Annotated in this window: 13 protein-coding genes and 1 pseudogene; 6 read left to right on the top strand and 8 right to left on the bottom strand. The window is 62.7% G+C overall.

From position 1 onward, the window contains the following. Window positions 1–54 precede the first annotated feature (54 nt). The 5 genes and pseudogenes from G9X64_RS18955 to G9X64_RS18935 form a co-directional block, all read right to left on the bottom strand. Entirely contained in the window at window positions 55–1,560 is a 1,506-nt protein-coding gene (locus G9X64_RS18955; protein ID WP_028742172.1) for a tripartite tricarboxylate transporter permease, read from the bottom strand. A 9-nt stretch (window positions 1,561–1,569) separates the two neighbouring features. Beyond that, window positions 1,570–2,031 carry a tripartite tricarboxylate transporter TctB family protein gene (locus G9X64_RS18950; protein ID WP_027668306.1) on the bottom strand — a complete coding sequence of 154 codons (462 nt, stop codon included), beginning with the start codon at window positions 2,029–2,031 and terminating at the stop codon, window positions 1,570–1,572. Between the two features lie 202 nt (window positions 2,032–2,233). Beyond that, window positions 2,234–3,217: a tripartite tricarboxylate transporter substrate-binding protein gene (locus G9X64_RS18945; protein WP_168308443.1), complete on the bottom strand. Its 984-nt coding sequence runs from the start codon at window positions 3,215–3,217 to the stop codon at window positions 2,234–2,236. 208 nt (window positions 3,218–3,425) lie between these two features. Further along, the gene (locus G9X64_RS18940) at window positions 3,426–4,760 is read right to left on the bottom strand and encodes a sigma-54-dependent transcriptional regulator (RefSeq protein WP_168308444.1); all 1,335 of its coding nucleotides are present in this window, start codon (window positions 4,758–4,760) and stop codon (window positions 3,426–3,428) included. Continuing rightward, window positions 4,757–6,632 (bottom strand): annotated as a pseudogene (locus tag G9X64_RS18935) (sensor histidine kinase). The gene G9X64_RS18940 and the pseudogene G9X64_RS18935 overlap by 4 nt, the downstream one beginning before the upstream one ends. A gap of 111 nt (window positions 6,633–6,743) precedes the next feature. On the opposite strand from G9X64_RS18935, the gene G9X64_RS18930 reads away from it, so the two are divergent. Next, window positions 6,744–7,406, top strand: a complete 663-nt coding sequence (locus G9X64_RS18930) for a sulfite oxidase-like oxidoreductase (RefSeq protein WP_168308445.1) — start codon at window positions 6,744–6,746, stop codon at window positions 7,404–7,406. On the opposite strand, the gene G9X64_RS18925 is transcribed toward G9X64_RS18930, so the two are convergent. The 3 genes from G9X64_RS18925 to G9X64_RS18915 are packed head-to-tail and all read right to left on the bottom strand — an operon-like array spanning window position 7,391 to window position 9,056. Further along, a complete protein-coding gene (locus tag G9X64_RS18925; RefSeq protein ID WP_168308446.1) occupies window positions 7,391–8,023 on the bottom strand; it encodes a hypothetical protein in 633 nt (210 codons plus the stop codon). The two genes, G9X64_RS18930 and G9X64_RS18925, sit on opposite strands and share 16 nt — an antisense overlap. Before the next feature lie 50 nt (window positions 8,024–8,073). Then, the gene (locus G9X64_RS18920) at window positions 8,074–8,820 is read right to left on the bottom strand and encodes a CbtA family protein (protein WP_168308447.1); all 747 of its coding nucleotides are present in this window, start codon (window positions 8,818–8,820) and stop codon (window positions 8,074–8,076) included. 26 nt (window positions 8,821–8,846) lie between these two features. Next, window positions 8,847–9,056: a CbtB domain-containing protein gene (locus G9X64_RS18915; protein ID WP_003542661.1), complete on the bottom strand. Its 210-nt coding sequence runs from the start codon at window positions 9,054–9,056 to the stop codon at window positions 8,847–8,849. 233 nt (window positions 9,057–9,289) lie between these two features. Here G9X64_RS18915 and G9X64_RS18910 point away from each other — a divergent pair, with 233 nt between their 5' ends. From G9X64_RS18910 to G9X64_RS18890, 5 genes are all read left to right on the top strand, one after another. After that, a complete protein-coding gene (locus G9X64_RS18910) occupies window positions 9,290–9,844 on the top strand; it encodes a histidine phosphatase family protein (RefSeq protein WP_168315319.1) in 555 nt (184 codons plus the stop codon). Between the two features lie 450 nt (window positions 9,845–10,294). After that, the gene (locus G9X64_RS18905; RefSeq protein ID WP_171377177.1) at window positions 10,295–11,866 is read left to right on the top strand and encodes a putative bifunctional diguanylate cyclase/phosphodiesterase; all 1,572 of its coding nucleotides are present in this window, start codon (window positions 10,295–10,297) and stop codon (window positions 11,864–11,866) included. A 257-nt stretch (window positions 11,867–12,123) separates the two neighbouring features. After that, window positions 12,124–13,302, top strand: coding sequence for an acetate/propionate family kinase (locus G9X64_RS18900; RefSeq protein WP_168315321.1), 1,179 nt, complete (start codon window positions 12,124–12,126; stop codon window positions 13,300–13,302). A 71-nt stretch (window positions 13,303–13,373) separates the two neighbouring features. Next, a complete protein-coding gene (locus G9X64_RS18895) occupies window positions 13,374–15,758 on the top strand; it encodes a phosphoketolase family protein (RefSeq protein WP_171377176.1) in 2,385 nt (794 codons plus the stop codon). A 79-nt stretch (window positions 15,759–15,837) separates the two neighbouring features. After that, window positions 15,838–16,116 carry a hypothetical protein gene (locus G9X64_RS18890; protein WP_168315323.1) on the top strand — a complete coding sequence of 93 codons (279 nt, stop codon included), beginning with the start codon at window positions 15,838–15,840 and terminating at the stop codon, window positions 16,114–16,116. The last annotated feature ends 39 nt before the right edge of the window (window positions 16,117–16,155 follow it).

Below are 16,155 nucleotides of genomic sequence, written 5' to 3'. Positions count from 1 at the left end.
CCATGCTCGCTTTGGCCGCAACAATCCTATGGCTCAGATAAGTGTCCACAGCTCCTAGCCCTCCTCGACGAACACCTCCTCACGCTTCTTCTTGACGCTCGGCAAGAAGACGACGATGAGGACGGCGACCGCAATGGCCAGAAGAATGGCGCTGATCGGCCGCGTAACGAAGGTGGTCGGATCGCCGCGCGACAGGATCATGGCGCGCCGGAGGTTCTCCTCGAGCAGCGGTCCGAGCACGAAGCCGAGCAGAAGCGGCGCCGGCTCACAGCGAAGCTTCGCCAGCACATAGCCGATGAGCCCAAAGAAAGCGACGGCGTAGAGATCGTAGACGTTGGCGTTAACGCTGTAGACCCCGATCGAGCAGAAGGCCATGATGATGGGAAAGAGCACGTAGTAAGGCACGGTCAAGAGCTTCACCCAGAGCCCGATCAGCGGCAGGTTAAGGATGACCAGCATCAGGTTGCCGATCCACATCGAGGCGATGATGCCCCAGAACAGCGCCGGCTGCTCGGTGGCGACGTTCGGACCGGGTACGATGCCCTGGATGATCATCGCCCCGACCATCAGCGCCATGACGGGATTGGCCGGAATGCCAAGCGTCAAGAGCGGAATGAATGAGGTTTGCGCGCCGGCATTGTTCGCCGATTCCGGTCCCGCAACGCCGGCGATCGCGCCCTTGCCGAATTCCTCCGGCGTTTTCGACATCCGCTTTTCCACCGTGTAGGAGGCGAAGGCCGCGAGAATGGCGCCACCACCCGGCAGTATGCCGAGCGCCGAACCGATTGCCGTACCGCGAATGACCGGCGCAATCATCTCCTTGAATTCCTGGCGGGACGGCAAAAGACCGGTGACCTTGGCCATCAGTACCGTGCGTGTCGACTCGCCCTCGAGGTTGCGCAGGATTTCCGCCACGCCGAAGACGCCAACGGCAAGCGCCACGAAGTTCAGCCCGTCGGCATATTCACGGATCCCGAGCGTGAAGCGTGGCGTGCCGGTGTAGATATCGGTGCCGACGAGGCCGAGCAGCAGCCCGAGCGCCACCATGGCCAGCGCCTTGACGACCGAGCCATGCGCGAGCGCGATCGAGGAGACTAGGCCGACGATCATCAGCGAGAAATATTCCGCCGAGCCGAATTGCAGCGCGATTGCGGTCAGCGGCGGTGCGAAGATCGCGACGAGGAAGGTCGAGACCGTGCCGGCAAAGAACGAACCCAGTGCCGCTATCGCAAGCGCTGCGCCGGCCCGGCCCTTGCGGGCCATCTGGTAGCCGTCGATCGCGGTCACGGCCGAGGAGGATTCGCCCGGCATGTTGATCAGGATCGCCGTCGTCGAGCCGCCGTACTGCGCGCCGTAATAGATGCCGGCGAGCATGATCAGCGAGGAAACCGGTTCAAGCTGGAAGGTGATCGGCAGGAGCATGGCGATCGTCGCCGTGGCGCCGATGCCGGGCAGGACGCCGATCAGCGTGCCGAGCAACACGCCGATCAGGCAGAAGAGCAGGTTTTCCGGAGTGCCGGCTGTTGCAAAGCCGAGCGCGAGATTGCTGAAAAGATCCATCATCGTCTCCTAGAACCGGACCCAGGGGCCGAAGCGCTCGAACGGCAGGCCGAGCCCGTAGCTGAAGACCCCAACCGAAAAGATCGTCAGAAGCAACGACAGCACGATCGCGAAGAACACGTTCATCTTTTGCGATGCGAAGCAGGCGATGAAGGCGGTGAGGAACAGTGACGGTGCAAATCCGAGACCGCGCACCGTCAGCCCGAAGAACACCGGCGCCGGCAGGATGAAGAGCATGCCGCGCCAGGCAAACGGGTCGATCGGCTCGCCCTCGACCCGCAGCGCCTGAATGAAGATGATCGCGCCGAGAAGCACGAGCACGGCGGCAAGCACCAGCGGGAAATAACCGGGCCCCATGCGCACTGACGTGCCGAGGTCGAGCCCCAGCGACTGGATGGCGAAGAAAGCGCCGGTCGCGACGAAAAGCGCGCCGCAGATCGCATTGGTGGTATCGAAACTGATGGATTTCATGGTGTCTCCTGGGGAGATGGTTCGTGACGCACTGCTGCTGCGATTGCCTCATCCGCCTGCCGGCACCTTCTCACCGCATGCGGGGAGAAGGAAAAATGCTGCAAGCCCCTCGCCGCCGTTGAGTGACGCATCCCCTCCCCCCGTTCACGGGGAGAGGGTTAGGATGAGAGGCTTATCCGGCATGTGCTGACGAGGATAATCCTCAGTCGGCATATTCGCCAGCGGCCTCGATCACCGTTTTCCAGCGGGCAATCTCGCTCTCGAGTTTGGCCTTCAGCGCAGCCGGCGTCGCATCGGCGTCGGAGGATGGCGCCGTGCCGAGCTCGGCGAAGCGGGCGCCGACATTCGGATCCTTCAGCGCCACCTGCAGCGACTTCGACAGGCGTTCGTTGATCTCAGCCGGCGTTCCCTTCGGCGTGTAGATGCCGTGCCAGATGCCGACTTCAAAACCCGGCAGGCCGGCTTCGACGGCCGTCGGAATGTCCTTCATCACGTCGAGGCGCTTGGGCGAGGTCACGGCATAGGCCTTGATCGTGCCGCCCTGGATCTGCTTCGTCGTGTTGGTCGTCTGGTCGCACATGACGTCGACCTGACCGCCGAGCAGATCGGTCATGGCAGGGCCGGTCCCCTTATAGGGAACGGTCGTGAGCGGCGTCTGGATGGCGCTCATGAACATCATGCCGCAGAGATGCGAGGCCGCACCGATGCCGGCATTGGCAACCGTCACCTTGTCCTTGTTAGCCTTGATATAATCGATCAGCCCCTTGAGGTCGGCCGGCTCCATGTCCTTACGGGCAACGATCGTCATCGGCACGTCGGTGACGAGGCCGACATAGTCGAAGGCGCCGAGCGTGTCGTAGGCGAGCTTGCGGTAGAGCGTGGCGCTGGTCGCCATGCCGATATGGTGCAGCAGGATGGTGTAACCGTCGGGATCGGCATTCGCTACGCGGCCGGCGCCGAGCGTGCCGCCCGCTCCGCCGACATTTTCGACGACGATCTGCTGGCCGAGATCCTTCGACATGGATTCGGCGACGAGGCGCGCGACGGTATCGGTCGGGCCGCCGGCCGCAAACGGCACAACCATGGTGATGGTGCGCTCGGGATAGGTCTGCGCCGAAGCGGCGCCGGCGAGAAGAGAGACCGCGGCAGCCGCGGTCAGGCCGAGCATGGCCTTCAGAATTTTCATCGTTTCCTCCCTGATGAAATAAGCAAGTCCGCCGACACATCCTCCGCGCCGGTTCGGATCACCTATTTGCCGCCTGGAAAAATCGACCCGCAATCATTGCAGTCGCTTTCGAAAGAAGATTTTGCGACAGTGCAATGCAGCATGGGTCGATTCGGAAACAAACGGCCGGCCCAGCCCACCGCGAGATTGCGCCGCCGACAGCCCCGGGCTAACTTTCGGTCGTCAGCATCCGCTTGTCGAGACCATATTTCTGCATCTTTTCGTAGAGGGTTTTCCGGGAAATGCCGAGCGACTCATAGACCGGCCTGAGGCTGCCGCCATGCGCCACCAGCGCGCTGGCAATGACCCCGCGTTCGAATTCGGCGACGCGCTCCGCAAGCCCGGTCGCCTCCTCGGCTTGCCGCCCGCCATTGTCGAGACCGAGGACCAGACGGTCGGCGGCATTCCTCAGCTCACGCACATTGCCGGGCCAGTCGCGCTGAGCAATGTCGGAAATCACGTCTGGCGGCACGGCCATCTCGTCGCGGCCGTAGCGGGCCGCCGCTTCCCGCACCAGCTGCAGGAAAAGCAGCGGAACATCCGCGCGCCGCTGCGACAGCGACGGCACGTGCAGCGTCGCGACGTTCAGCCGATAGAAGAGGTCGGCGCGGAAGCGCCCCGCCGCCACCTCCGCCTCCAGATCGACCTTACTTGTCGCGATGAAACGCACGTCGAGCGCCACCACCTCGTTCGATCCGAGCCTGGAGATCACCCGCTCCTGCAGCACCCGCAGGAACTTCGCCTGCAGGTCGAAGGGCATGGAGCCGATCTCGTCGAGCAGGATCGTGCCGCCGCGCCCGTGTTCGAATTTTCCATAACGCGGCCTCACCGCGCCCGGAAAGGCCCCCACCTCATGGCCGAAAAGCTCGCTCTCGATCAGGTTCGCCGGCAGTGCGGCACAATTGATCGCGATGAACGGCCGGCTCGCTCGGGCACTGATGTCGTGGAGTGCCCGCGCCACCACCTCCTTGCCGGCCCCGGTCTCGCCGACGATCAGCGTATCGGCATCGCTCGCCCCGATCGCCCGGATGCGGTAACGCAGATCCACCATCACCTGCGTGCGCCCCGGCAACCGTGCCTCGATATCGTCGCGTTTGCCGGCGACCGCTTTCAGCAGCCGGTTTTCGAGCACGAGGCCGCGCCGCTCCATCGCCCGGCGGATGACGCCGGCAAGCATCTCGGGCGTGAACGGCTTCTCGATGAAATCATAGGCGCCTTCGCGCATCGCCTTCACCGCAAGCTGCACATCGCCGTGGCCGGTGACGAGAATGACCGGCACCTCGGGGTCGAGCTCGCGGATCTTCTGCATCAGCGTCATGCCGTCCATGCCCGGCATGCGGATATCGCTGACCACGACACCGGGAAAACTGTAGCCGATCAACTCCAGCACGTGGTCGCCGTTCGAAAAGGTCTCGACGCTGAAGCCGGAGAGCTCCAACGCCTGCGCCGTCGAGCGACGCAATTCCTCCTCGTCGTCGACCAGCAGGATCTTCGCATCGTTCATTCCGCCGCCTCCGGCATCAGCCCCGCCGCCGATTGCAGCTCGATGCGGAAGACAGCACCTCCGTCGGGATGATTGGCCGCAGTCAAGCTGCCGCCGAAATCCTTGATGATGTTGTATGAGATCGAAAGTCCGAGACCGAGCCCCTTGCCGACGCCCTTCGTCGTGAAGAAGGGATCGAAGATACGCTGGGCGATCGCCGCCGGCACGCCCGGCCCGTGATCACGTATCGTCAGCACCACCTTGCCGGTGTCCTCCAAGGCGCAAACCTCGATGCGTCTGTCATCCAGACCTTCCACCGCATCGGCCGCGTTGGAAATCACATTCACCAGCACCTGCTGCAGACGCACCGAACCGGCGCGCACAACCGGAGGACACGGCCCGAGATCGAGTAGGAGTTCGGCATCCGCCGCTTTCAGCCGCCAGGCGATGATCTCAAGCGTATCATGCATCGCCTCGTCGAGGGAAACCGACCCGAGCTTCTCGTTCGGTTTGCGGGCGAAGTTGCGCAGGTGCCGGCTGATCGCGGCCATGCGGTCGATCAGCCCGCCGATACGCCGGATATTGTCCCGCGCCTCCTCCGTCCGCCCACGGTCGATGAGAACGGAGGCGCTGTCGGTATAGGTCTTGGCGGCGGCGAGCGGCTGGTTGAACTCGTGCGAAAGGGCAGCCGACATCTGCCCCAGCCCGGCAAGCTTGCCCGCCTGGATCAGATCGGCCTGTGTTTGTCTAAGCTGTTGCTCGGTTAGCCGCCTTTCGGCGATTTCTTCTTCTATGCGGCTGTTGACGCGGGCAAGATCGGCCGTGCGCTCCTCGACGCGCCGCTCCAGCTCGTTGCGGGCTTCGGCTTGCATCTCCATACGCTCGGCAAGCCGCGCCCGCCTCTGGCGCAGAACCGCGACCGCGAGCCCGGCGATGCAGAGGAAGAGAAAGACTGCCGCAAGCGCCGTGCGCGCCTGGGCACGGATGGAACTCGTTTCCATCAGCACGTTCACCGTCCAGTCCTCGGCCGGCATGTAGTGCGAGAGCACCAGATATTCACTCGAACCGCGCTCGCCGGCCAGCGTCATCAGCTCATGCTGCTCGAACTGGTGACGCGTCACCGGCAGCGCCGCCAGCCTGGCATTGGCATAACGTCGCGACGCCTCGGTGCGGGCGACGCGGTCGGCCGTCAGCGGCAGGATCGCGCCATAGAGCCATTCCGGGCTACCGGACATGAAGATGATGCCTTCCGGATCGGAGACGAAAATCTTGTATTCGCCGCCACCCCAGGAGGATTCGATCATGTCGATATCGACCTTGAAGACGATGACGCCGCGAATATCCGCGCCGGTCCGGATCGGTGCGGCAAAATAATAGCCGCGCTTCAGCGAGGTGGTGCCGAGCGCGTAAAACCGCGCCTGCCGGCCTTCGATCGCATCCTGGAAATAAGGCCTGTAGCTGAAATTCTGTCCGACGAAGCTTGCAGGCCCATCGTAATTGCTTGCCGCAATCGTCTCTCCATCCGGCTTGACCACATAGATGTCGGAGGATTTCAGCAGCCCGTTGATCTCCTTGAGATAGAGATTGGCCGCACCGCGCAGCGTCTCATCTTCAGGCGCGCTCACCAGTTCCTTGATGTCGTCATGATCGGCGATCAGCGCCGGCAGCGCCTCGTAGCGGTTGAGATGGCCGCTGAGTGCCGAAACGGCAAGGCGCAGCGCCGTGCCTGCCTGCGCCGAGGCTTCCTCCATATAGGCGCGCGTTGCAATCGCGCTTCCATGGGTGAAGAAGGCGAAAATGATGAGTGGCACGACGAGCAACGCCGCTATCACACGATATCTCGAAGACAGATCCGGCTCCTCCCCTTTCTGCCTCCGCTCCCCAGCGAGGCATACCCGACAGCGCCAAGTCTAATGAGGCCGGCCGCGATTTCCAAGGGGCAGCCGAAACTTGACACCCGGCAGGGGCAGATGTCCTATTGCTGCATCGCAAGGAGACCCACTCATGAGCGACGACCAGACTCCCGCCGACAGCAAACTCACCACATCCAAACGCCGCTGGGCGGCCGAGGGCAAGTTCCTGACCGGCCGTATCAGCCGTCCCGAAGCCGAGCGCCTGCCGCCCGGCCAGCACCTTGTCAAGAATTGGCCGGTACTCGATCTCGGCCAGCAGCCTGTCATCTCGACCGAGACCTGGCGGCTCGAGCTGCGCGGCCTCGTCGAAACGACGCTCACCCTCACCTGGGCCGACTTCCAGGCGATCGAACAGAGCACAAGGGTCAGCGATATCCACTGCGTCACCACCTGGTCGCGGTACGACAACAAATGGAAGGGCGTTTCGACGCGCGATCTACTCGACCTCGCCATGCCGAAGCCGGAAGCAGCTTACGTCATGCTGACGAGCTACGACGGCTATACCACGAACCTGCCGCTCGCCGATTTCGCCGCCGAGGATGCAATCCTCGCCACCGCCTGGGAAGGCCTGCCGCTGACGGCGGAGCACGGCGGCCCGATGCGCCTCGTCGTACCGCATCTCTATTTCTGGAAAAGCGCCAAATGGCTGCGCCGCATCGAGCTGATGCCTGCCGACCAGGCCGGCTTCTGGGAAAAGAACGGCTACCACATCTATGGCGATCCGTGGCGCGAGCAGCGCTATTCCGACGATTGAGCTTTCGGCTGCGAGAAGCGGCGAAGCGCAAACACGCCAAGGACGAACAAGGAGGCTAGTCCGGTCAGCGACGCCATGCTGGCGGCATGGAATGGGATCCCGCTCCAGCGCGGCTTGACGATATCAGCAGAGTTGAAGGCCTCGCCGCTGAATCGGCAGGTGATGAGCGCAAGACCGCGCCGCACCATATCGGCATCGACCGCGGAAATGATTTCATCCGCCGCGGCCCTCTCCCGTGGCATCTCGCGCATCGAAAGCAAGACCGCCTTGGCCGCGGCGAGATAGGCATGCGCGCATTCGTTGAACGGGCTTTCCTCATCCATCACGCTGCCCGGCATCCGGCCCCACAGACAGTAGGAATATTGGATCTCGGCATAGTTCAGCACGCGCCGGAACGGCTCGTTCGTCTCGACGGCGCGGGATGCAAGATCGATGATCCGACCGCGATAGTCAGATATGACAGCCATCTCGCCATGGGAAATTTGCGGGATATTCAGCCCGGCATGGCTGCCGCCGTCCCCACGGCTATGAGCAAAAGCGCTTCCAGCGACCACACAAAAAAACGCGGCGGCAGAAGACGCCGTCAGCAGCAGTGGTCTGGCTCTGTCGTTTTTCATAATCGCCCGAAAAATTCAGGGCGCCGGCAAAGCGGTGCCCTTCGATGCGTTCAGTGAAATGCCGTTGCCGGCCGGCCGCGTTGCCCGCCCTTAACGGCAAGCCGCTTTTCCGCCAGCGCGCCGAAGGCGAGGCCGAGCGTTGCCCAGAGGATCGCATGCATGCCAAGCGAGGTCGTGCGGAAGCCCCAGAGCACCATCGCCGAAAAGTTCTCCGGCACCTCGTTGATCGGCGGCAGCAGATAGAGCACAAGGCCGATGAAGACGAGATAGGCGATGCCGGCGATGGTCGCGCCGTTCCAGGGACCGAAGCGCTGAGAGAGACGACTTGACAGCGCCACCGCGGCAATGAGTGCGGCAAGCGAAACGACGATCATCAGGAAGAACAGCTCGGTCCTGACGCCGATCGTGTCGGGATTGCCGACCGCCGGCGGAGTCGCGGGATATTTGATGCTGGGAACAAGCACGACCGCCACGAAGGCGGCAATGGCGATGACGGCCGAGGTGCCGCGCGCCGAAAGGCGGCTGAAGCGACCATGCACGAAGGCGAAAGCGAGCGCGAAGAGCCCGCCGACGGCGACGCTATAGGCCATGACGCCGGTGAAAAGGCCGAGACCGGCCTGCGTGGCGCGGCTGACGATTTCAGGTTCGGCAGCCTCGCCGGCCGCCTGGGCGTTTGCCTCCTCGAAGGCGATCGCCGCATCGACCAGCGGCTCGCCGAAGGTATGGGCGAAAGCGAAAACGAGGATGCCGGCAATCAGGCCCGCGAGCATGCCGCGAAGCAGAAGGTTTCCAACCATGTCAGGAACTCCGATCGCGAAGCGCTTTAGTGGCAGGGAAAGCCGAGGAGATGGCGGCCGTCATGCACGAATTCGTGCACATACATGCCGTTGAACAGCGCCATCGCGCCTTCCTCGGTGCCGACGAAATAGAGGACGATCAGCATCAGCAGGCCGCCGAAGATCGCCCAGGGCAGGATCTCGCCTACAGGGATCGGCGCCGGTACCGCAACGGGCGCGAAAGTGGTGTCAGACATGTATTCCTCCGGGAATGACGCGTTCAGTCGAAAGAGTGCTTGTGCAGTAGGGTCTGACTTCCAGCGCGAAGAGCTTTCGACACGCTGGTCACAGTGGCGCGACCGCGCCGGACTTACACCGGCTTCCAAACCCGCAACAGCACGGTTATATCTGCACGCCGAAGAGACTGTCAACGAAACTTCACAAGCCGGCGAAGGACGCTGTCGCCGCATTCCGGGAGACAAGAACGACCGTGAACACGCGCCTCACCTGGATCTGCCATGGCGCGACGGCGGCAAACCGCAAGGCCCGGTTTCCGCTTGACGAACCGCTTGAGGAAAAGGCTGTGGAGGAAGCGGGCAGGATGGCTGTGCTGCCCCGCGCCGACCGTATTGCCACGAGCCCCGCCTTGCGTGCCCGTCAGACTGCTGACGCGCTCCGCCTCGAAGCCCGGATAGACCGCGCACTTAGTGACTGCGACTATGGCCGCTGGGCCGGCAGGTCGATCGCGGCGATAGAGGTCGAAGAGCCGGAGAACCTCATGGGCTGGATGATCGATCCGGAAGCGGCCCCGCATGGCGGCGAGAGCCTTCTTGATCTGCGCACGCGCATCGCCGGCTGGATGGATGGCCAGACCGTCCTCGGCGGCCACATCATTGCAATCAGCCATGCGGCCGTCATCCGGGCATCGATCTTGCATGTGCTGCAGGCGCCGCTCTCCTCCTTCTGGCTGAGCGACGTCGAGCCGCTTTCCCTTATCCGCATGACCAGCAACGGACAGCGCTGGTCTTTGCGCTTCCAGCATTAGAGACTGCTGATCTTATCCAGCTTTGCACAAGCAAATCGCGTCATCTCTGTTGAACCCGGCTTTGCGGGGACTACTTCCTTGTCCCAAGGAGATGGAAGAATGACATATGATTGGAGTGGCGAGCGCACGCGACGCCTGCGTTTCATGCGTGTCGCCACAGTCACGGTTCTGGTCGGTCTCATCGTCAGCATTCCGCTGCTGATCGTCACCGCCTGAAGCACGAGAAAGGGCGAGCGATGCACTGGCACGCTCGCCTTCGTTCTTTCCCGCATCTGTTGGTCTTCCGAACCGGGATCGCGCTACAACGACGCCCTGGTTCCTCACAAGCCCCGTCAGGTCTCTCAGCGGCACAGCAACAGGCTGCCGCCTCCGATAATTCGCCTTCTGGTTTCAACAAACATTTCAGACTTTCGTGATATCTCCGCGAAGGTGGGAGATGGAGAAGGCATAATGCCGGTGTTTTTCCAAAGCAGGGCCGGAAGGCAATGCGTGTCGATCGTCGGATTTGGGGTAACCCTCTGGCTCGTCGGCACGCTGCTGCAGCTCGACGACAGCCTGGTCTCCTTCATGACCGGTTTCGGCGAGTACGGGGCCGACAAGCTCGTTCTGGGGCTCGGCATCGCCGGCGCCATGAGCTTCGTCTATTCGGTGCTGCGTATCGCCGACCTGCGCAAGGAAACGGAACTGCGCGCCGCCGCCCAGGCAAAGGCCGATTGGACCGCAACCCACGACCATCTGACCAAGCTGCCGAACCGCTACGCCTTCGAGCGCAAGATCCTCTCACGGCCGGTCAAGGACGAAGAGGCCGAGATCGAGGAGTGGGACAGCAACGTCACCATCTTCTGCGTCGACCTCGACGGCTTCAAGAAGGTCAATGATCTTGTCGGCCACAAGGGCGGCGACATCTTGTTGATCGAGGTTGCCAGACGCATCTGCGCGCTCGGCAATGCCGACTGCGTCTATCGCTTCGGCGGCGACGAATTCATCATCGTCGCCTTCGCCCTGACGGCGCAGCGCGAGGAGCGTTTTGCCAAGCTGCTGATCCAGGCCGTCACCCGACCGATCCATATCGATGGCTTTGCCGTCGAAGTCGGCGCCAGCGTCGGCTATGACCGCTGGGTCGAGGGAGCCGAGCCGCTGGAAGATGCCGCCCACCGGGCCGACCTCGCCATGTACGAGGCGAAATCACGTGGACCCAACCACTATTTCGTTTTCGAAGCCTCGATGCAGAACAAGGTAACGGAACGCGCCTCCCTGGAAACCAGGCTCCGCGCCGCAATCTCCAACAAGGCGATCAAACCCTTCTATCAGCCGCTGATCGATCTGAAGACCGGCCAGCTCTGTGGCTTCGAGGCCTTAGCGCGCTGGATCGGCGACGACGGCGCCAACATCCCGCCGCCAGTCTTCATCGGCATCGCCGAGGAAAACGGCATGATCACCGCATTGTTCGAGGATCTTCTTGCCCAGGCCTGCTCTGACGCCCTCGCTTGGCCGGAGCATGTGATGTTGTCCTTCAACGTCTCGCCGGTGCAGATGGAAGACAAATTGTTGACGTCGCGCATTCTCAAGGTTCTTTCGGCAAGCCGGCTACCGCCGCAACGCCTGGAAGTGGAGATCACCGAAAACGCGCTGATCCAGGATCCCGCCATCGCCGCGCTCATTCTCGACGAGCTGCACGCTGCCGGCATCCAGATCGCGCTCGATGATTTCGGCACAGGCTATTCGAGCCTCGCCCAGCTCGCCCGCTACCGCTTCGACAAGATGAAGATCGACAAAAGCTTCATCGCCACCTATCGCGACGACGAACGTCAGGAAAAAATCGTCCGCGCCATGCTCGGCCTCGGCAGAAGCCTCAATATCAAGACGACGGCCGAAGGCATCGAGGAGCATGGCCAGCTTGCCTTCCTGCTGCAGCTCGGCTGCGACATCGGCCAAGGCTATCTTTTCGGCAAGGCGATGCCCGCCGCCGAGGCGAGCATCTTCATCCGCGATCGCAACGCCAATCTGGCGTCAACGGCCTGACCGTAGCTTATTCAGCAAAACTGCCCGAAGCCTTTGCGTCCCGGTCAGCCGCCACGCACCGTGAGCATGTTGCGCACGGGGTCGGCCATTGCAGGCCGGAGCTCCTGCCGTCATTGTCCCGCCAATGCCCGTGCGTGGTCGAGGCCGGCAGGCGTGGCGATCGGCCAAACGAAGCTGGCCGCCGAATGATGCCTTTCCAGCTGGAGTTTCGGCGCTAAGTTCGGCCATCGTGACGACTGCGCGGAGTCTCTGAAGACATGTCATCGACCGACCTGCTGCTGACCTTCAACACCGGCTCCTCGACCGTCAAGATCGGCATCTTCGCGATAGACGGCGCCGAGGCACGACGCATCGGCAAGGGCGTGATCGATTTCCGCGCCGAACCGCTGTCGCTCGGCCTGACGAAAGGGCTGCAGATAGTCGAGATGCCGTTGAAGGCCGAGGTGACGGAAGACCTGCACGGCGTCATCGATGAGACTTTTGCGCGTCTCGCCGATCACTTCGACATGACAGCGACGCGTGCTGCCGGCCACCGTGTCGTCCATGGCGGCGACCGCTTCACCAGGGCGATCGGCCTCGACGCCGCCGCAATCGATATCGTCGATGCGCTGACCCCGCTTGCGCCCCTGCACCAGCCGCAGGCGCTGCGTTTCATCCGCGCCCTCCGGCATCTGAAACCGCATCTTGCCCAGACGGCCTCCTTCGACACGGCTTTTCACGCCACGCAGGACGATCTCGTTCGCCGCTTCGCCATTCCGCGCGCGCTGCATGACGAGGGCATCAAGCGCTACGGCTTCCACGGCCTCTCCTATAAATTCATCGCCGGAGAGCTTCGCCGCAAGGCGCCGCGTGCGACAAAGGTGGTTGTCGCCCATCTCGGCAGCGGCGCCAGCCTCTGTGCGCTGGATGACGGCGTCAGCCGCGATTGCAGCATGGGCTTTTCGACGCTCGACGGCATCCCGATGGCGACGCGCCCGGGCTGGCTCGATCCCGGCGTCATTCTGCATCTGGCCGGTCAGAGGAAACAGTCCTTCGAGGAGATCGAAGACCTGCTCTATCACCGCTCCGGCCTGCTCGGTGTCTCCGGCATCAGCGCCGATACGCGCGAGCTGTTGAAGGACGGCCGGCCGCAGGCGCGCCAGGCGATCGACCTCTTCACGCTGCGCATTGCCGGCGAAATCGGTCGCATGGCGGCGACGCTTGGTGGCCTTGACGCCATCGTCTTCACCGCCGGCATCGGCGAACATCAGCCGGAGATCCGCGCTAGCGTCGCCAAGCGGCTGTCCTGGCTTGGCCTCTCGATCGACGAAAAGGCCAATGCCGCCAATGATTTCACTATCAGCACACGGGAAAGCCGCATCGCCGCCCATGTCATCGCCACCGATGAGGAGCAGATCATCGCCGAGGAGGCGCTGTCCATTCTTCGCGACCACTGATCCAGATCAACAGCTTGCCGGCATCGGCCGGTAGAATTGACGTTGAAGACGTCTTCGAACGGGAGAAACCCATGGAAAAGCATGTCTCGACCGCCGCCCTTAGCGATGCCGAACTCACCCTGATCGACCGCTATTGGCGCGCCGCCAATTATCTCTCCATCGGCCAGATCTATCTGCTGGCCAATCCGCTGCTGCGCGAGCCGCTGAAACCAGAGCACATCAAGCCCCGCCTGCTCGGCCATTGGGGCACGACACCCGGCCTCAACTTCATCTATGCGCATCTGAACCGTCTCATCCGCGCTCGCGACCTCGATATCATCTATATGTGCGGTCCCGGCCATGGCGGGCCGGGCATGGTAGCCAACACCTATCTCGAAGGCATCTACAGCGAGATCTATCCCGACATCTCCGAGGATGCCGAAGGCATGCGCAAGCTCTTTCGGCAATTCTCTTTCCCCGGCGGCATTCCGAGCCATGCGGCACCCGAAACGCCGGGCTCGATCCACGAGGGCGGCGAACTCGGTTACGCCCTCGTCCATGCCTATGGCGCCGCCTTCGACAATCCCGATCTGATCGTCGCCTGCGTCATCGGCGACGGCGAAGCCGAAACCGGGCCACTGGCTGCGAGCTGGCATTCCAACAAATTCCTCAATCCCGCCCGCGACGGTGCCGTGCTGCCGATCCTGCATCTGAACGGCTACAAGATCGCCAATCCGACCATTCTTGGCCGCGCCAGTCACGAGGATTTGCAGAGCCTCTTTGAAGGCTACGGCTACGAGCCCTTCTTCGTCGAGGGTCACGAGCCGCGCGACATGCACCAGCAGATGGCCGCAACCTTCGACAGGGTCTTCGACCGCATTCGCGAAATCCAGGAGGAAGCCCGCAATGGCAAGGCGCCCGGTATCTGCCCGCGCTGGCCGATGATCGTGCTGCGCAGCCCGAAGGGCTGGACAGGACCGAAGGAAGTTGACGGCAAGAAGGTCGAAGGCTTCTGGCGCGCCCATCAGGTGCCGGTCTCCAATTGCCGCGAGAACGAAGGGCATCGCAAGATCCTCGAGGACTGGATGCACGGCTATGATCCGGAGGACCTGTTCGGCAGCGACGGCCGGCTGAAACCCGAGCTGCGGGCGCTAGCCCCTGTCGGCGAGCGCCGCATGGGCGCCAATCCGCATGCCAATGGCGGCTTGCTGCGCAAGGAGCTCGATGTTCCCGATATCCGCGACTATGCGTTCGATATCGGCAAGCGCGGCAGCGCCATGGTGCAATCGACGGAAATCCTCGGCCATTACCTGCGCGACACGATGAAGCGCAACGCCGATGCCGCCAACTTCCGTATCTTCGGCCCCGACGAGACGGAATCGAACCGCCTCGGCAGCGTCTTCGAAGTCACCGACCGTGTCTGGATGGAGGGTATCGAACCCTACGACGTCCACTTGTCCCGGGATGGCCGTGTCATGGAGGTGCTGAGCGAACATCTCTGCCAGGGCTGGCTGGAAGGCTACCTGCTGACTGGCCGGCACGGCCTGTTCTCCTGCTACGAGGCCTTCATCCACATCATCGATTCCATGTTCAACCAGCACGCCAAGTGGCTGAAGGTGACGCGGGAACTCGAGTGGAGAAAGCCGATCTCGTCGTTGAATTACCTGCTGACCTCCCACGTCTGGCGTCAGGACCACAATGGCTTCAGCCACCAGGATCCCGGTTTCGTCGACCTCGTCGCCAATAAGAAGGCCGATATCGTCCGCATCTACCTGCCGCCGGATGCCAACACCCTGCTCTGGGTCGGCGACCATTGCCTGCGCACCTACGACCGCATCAATGTCATCGTCGCCGGCAAGCAGCCGGAGCCGCAATGGCTGTCGATGGACGAGGCGGTGAAACATTGCGAGGCCGGCATCGGCATCTGGCACTGGGCGAGCAACGAGGACGACACGATCCTGCCCGATCTCGTCATGGCCTGCGCCGGCGACGTGCCGACCATGGAGACGCTCGCCGCCGTCGACCTGCTGCGCCGTGCCATTCCCGAACTGAAGATCCGCACCGTCAACGTCGTCGATCTCCTGGCACTGCAATCCAGGGATCAGCATCCGCACGGCCTGACCGACGAGGCATTCGATGCGATCTTCACAGCCGATAAGCCTGTCATTTTCGCCTATCACGGCTATCCCTATCTCATCCACCGCCTGACCTATAAACGCACCAACCACCGCAACTTCCACGTCCGCGGCTTCATCGAGGAAGGCACGACGACCACACCCTTCGACATGACCGTCCTCAACGAACTCGACCGCTTCCACCTCGCCATCGAAGCGATCGAGCGTGTGCCGGGCCTGAAGGAAAAAGCAGGCGAAGCGCTCGCCGCCTTCCGCGGCAAGCTTGCCGAGCATCACGACTATGTCCGTGAATATGGCGAGGATATGCCGGAGGTGCGAGACTGGACGTGGCCAGCGGCGTGAAGCGAAAACCAAACGGAATCGCACGGAACTGGTCGGCGGAGATCATCCGGCAGAAGCGATCGTCAAGCAAAGTCTAAAGTTGGTGAAAACCATCGGCGCACTGTTCCTGGAAGACCGCATCGTAGGCTATGTGTCTCGGGCAAGCTTCAAGGCCGTCGACCGAGGAAACGACATGAAAAGTTTCGCTGCCACGCTTACCGCCGCCCGGCTGGAAAAGGCGCTCGCCCTCTACATGACGCCCGAAGCCCAGCACGATGGCTCAGACGATGCCGTCAATTCAGCTGAGCAACGAGACGCATACGAGACCCGCGCCGGCGAACGCGCCCGTAACACGGAAGACGGCGTCGAAGCCTGGTAAGGCGATCCCCACCGGGCGTCCCTCGCGGATGCCTGCCCG

Origin of the sequence: Rhizobium sophorae (assembly GCF_013087515.1) — a bacterium.
GTDB lineage: Bacteria > Pseudomonadota > Alphaproteobacteria > Rhizobiales > Rhizobiaceae > Rhizobium > Rhizobium sophorae.
The sequence above is the reverse complement of the archived record's forward strand: the minus strand, read 5'-3'. Positions and strand labels throughout refer to the sequence as shown.